A 1,952-nucleotide genomic window follows, 5' to 3' on the forward strand; every position below is an offset into this window, starting at 1 on the left:
CTGCTGCTGCTCCGCGCTGCCAATAATAAAAGGCAGGCCCTGGTGACGTGGTTTGGCGAGTAAATGCCGGGCGGGCTGCTGCGCCAGCTCGCGCTGCTGGCGATGGGCTTCCTGCAAGGCAGCTTCCTGTACCAGCCGCCACTCCTTCAGGTTCAGTTCGCCATCACCGTTATGGTCGAATTTGGATAACAGCGCCGAAAAATCTGTTTTCCAGGCCCGCAGAATGTCGCCGCTCAGTTGCTGGGGTGACAGGGTGCGTTGGCCGCTGCTGTCGGTGATAAATTCCCCCAGTGCATAGACGGGGTCGTTCTCCAAAATCAAATATTCCGAATAGCGGTAGCGCCGGCCAAAACTGCTGTTGAGACTGAAAAATCCGCCGTTGAGCTGAGCGGGTGCAACGGTCCCCACCGGTCTCGGCGTGCTGCCGTACCAGACATGGCGGTGCTGGCACTGGATATCGGCACCCTCGGGGTCGACCTGGCAGATACCGGTGGTGTCCCGCAGGTAAAAGGGTTGGCTGCAACGGCGCTTTTCCACTGTCACCCAATGGCTGGATTTGCCGGAGCTCTGGTATTTCTCGACGGTGAAGCGCCACCACAGACACAGGGTATTGCTGAGCGGTGCCAGCTGCGGATTGCCCTGTAACTCCGCCACCCCGACCAGTTCGGTATAGCCCTGGCTGGCGGAGCGAATCCTGGAGGTGGGCATGTCCTCAATCAGGCGGGCCCGCTTGAAATGCCGGTGGGCTTTTTTCAGGCTGAACAGGGAGGCCGCGACCGCAATGGCCAGCCACAGCAGAAATTCCGGGGTCGGCAGGGCGCGAATACAGTCGGCGCAGAACAGGGTGGCGAGATCCACGCAACGCCTCAGTGTGCCGGGACGCCGGATGGCGTAGGTGGGTGGACGGGATCAATCATCGACGGGCGGCGACCTGTCAGGATTGAAACAGGCGCGCAATATCCACATCCGCGGTTTCCTCTTCGCTGAATTCCAGCAGCTCCCTGGCACCGAAGTGGAAGAAATTGGCCACCAGCACATCCGGGAACTGCTCGATGCGGATGTTGTTCTGGTTGACCACATCGTTATACAGCTCGCGGCGATCGGCGATGCCGTTCTCCAGCTCGGAAATGCGCGCCTGCAGGTGGCGGAAGGAATCGTTGGCCTTCAGATCCGGGTAATTCTCCGCCAGCGCGAACAGCTGACCCAGCCCCTTGCGCAGTGCCGTCTCCGCCACGCCCAGGGCGGGGAGGTCGCCACTGGCGGCGGCATTGGAGACCTGGTTGCGGGCATTGATGACCCGCTCCAGAGTCGTCTGCTCGTACTGCATGTACTCCTTGCAGGTGGTCACCAGTTTGGGCAGCTCCTCGTGGCGCTGTTTCAGCAGTACGTCGATGTTCGACCAGGCCTGCGCCACCCGGTGTTTGAGGGCCACCAGATTGTTGTAGAGGGTGATGCCGTAGCCGAGAAGCAATACCACCAGGCCCAGCACAATAAAGACAAAAACGGTCATGACGCGTCCCTGTAGATCAACGGGTTTTGAGCATAGGGAGTTTGAGCTGCAGGGGCAACCGCCGGGAGCGCGCCTGTTGAGGAAAGGGTGCAGTAAATTCCGGTTTGCAGGGGGGGGCGACCAGCCGTTAGGCTGGCCGCCGGTCACGGGATCAGGGGGATCAGGCTTTGAGGCGCTTGTATTTCATGCGCTGGGGGGTGGCGTCCTGGCCTTTGCGCTTGATGAAGTCCTCGTGGTACTCGGTGTAGTCGCCCTCGAAGAACACCACTTCACTGTTGCCCTCGTAGGCGAGGATGTGGGTGGCCACCCGGTCCAGGAACCAGCGGTCGTGGGAGATCACCAGCACGCAGCCGGGGAAATTCTGGATCGCCTCTTCCAGTGCCCGCAGGGTTTCCACGTCCAGGTCGTTGGAGGGTTCGTCGAGCAGCAGCACGTTGGCGCC

The 1,952-nt window shown here is 61.0% G+C and carries 2 protein-coding genes and 1 pseudogene; all 3 read right to left on the minus strand.

The genetic code is table 11. The annotated features are described in order from the left end of the window. A partial coding sequence (locus tag ABY948_RS12235; protein ID WP_461482812.1) for a GIDE domain-containing protein occupies positions 1 to 858 on the minus strand: 858 nt, incomplete at its 3' end. 76 nt (positions 859 to 934) lie between these two features. Further along, a complete protein-coding gene (locus ABY948_RS12240; protein ID WP_461482813.1) occupies positions 935 to 1,510 on the minus strand; it encodes a LemA family protein in 576 nt (191 codons plus the stop codon). Positions 1,511 to 1,670: 160 nt separating this feature from the next. Further along, positions 1,671 to 1,952, minus strand: a pseudogene (locus ABY948_RS12245) (energy-dependent translational throttle protein EttA); the annotation flags it as partial.

Origin of the sequence: Porticoccus sp. (assembly GCF_041592135.1) — a bacterium.
Taxonomy (GTDB): Bacteria; Pseudomonadota; Gammaproteobacteria; order Pseudomonadales; family Porticoccaceae; genus Porticoccus.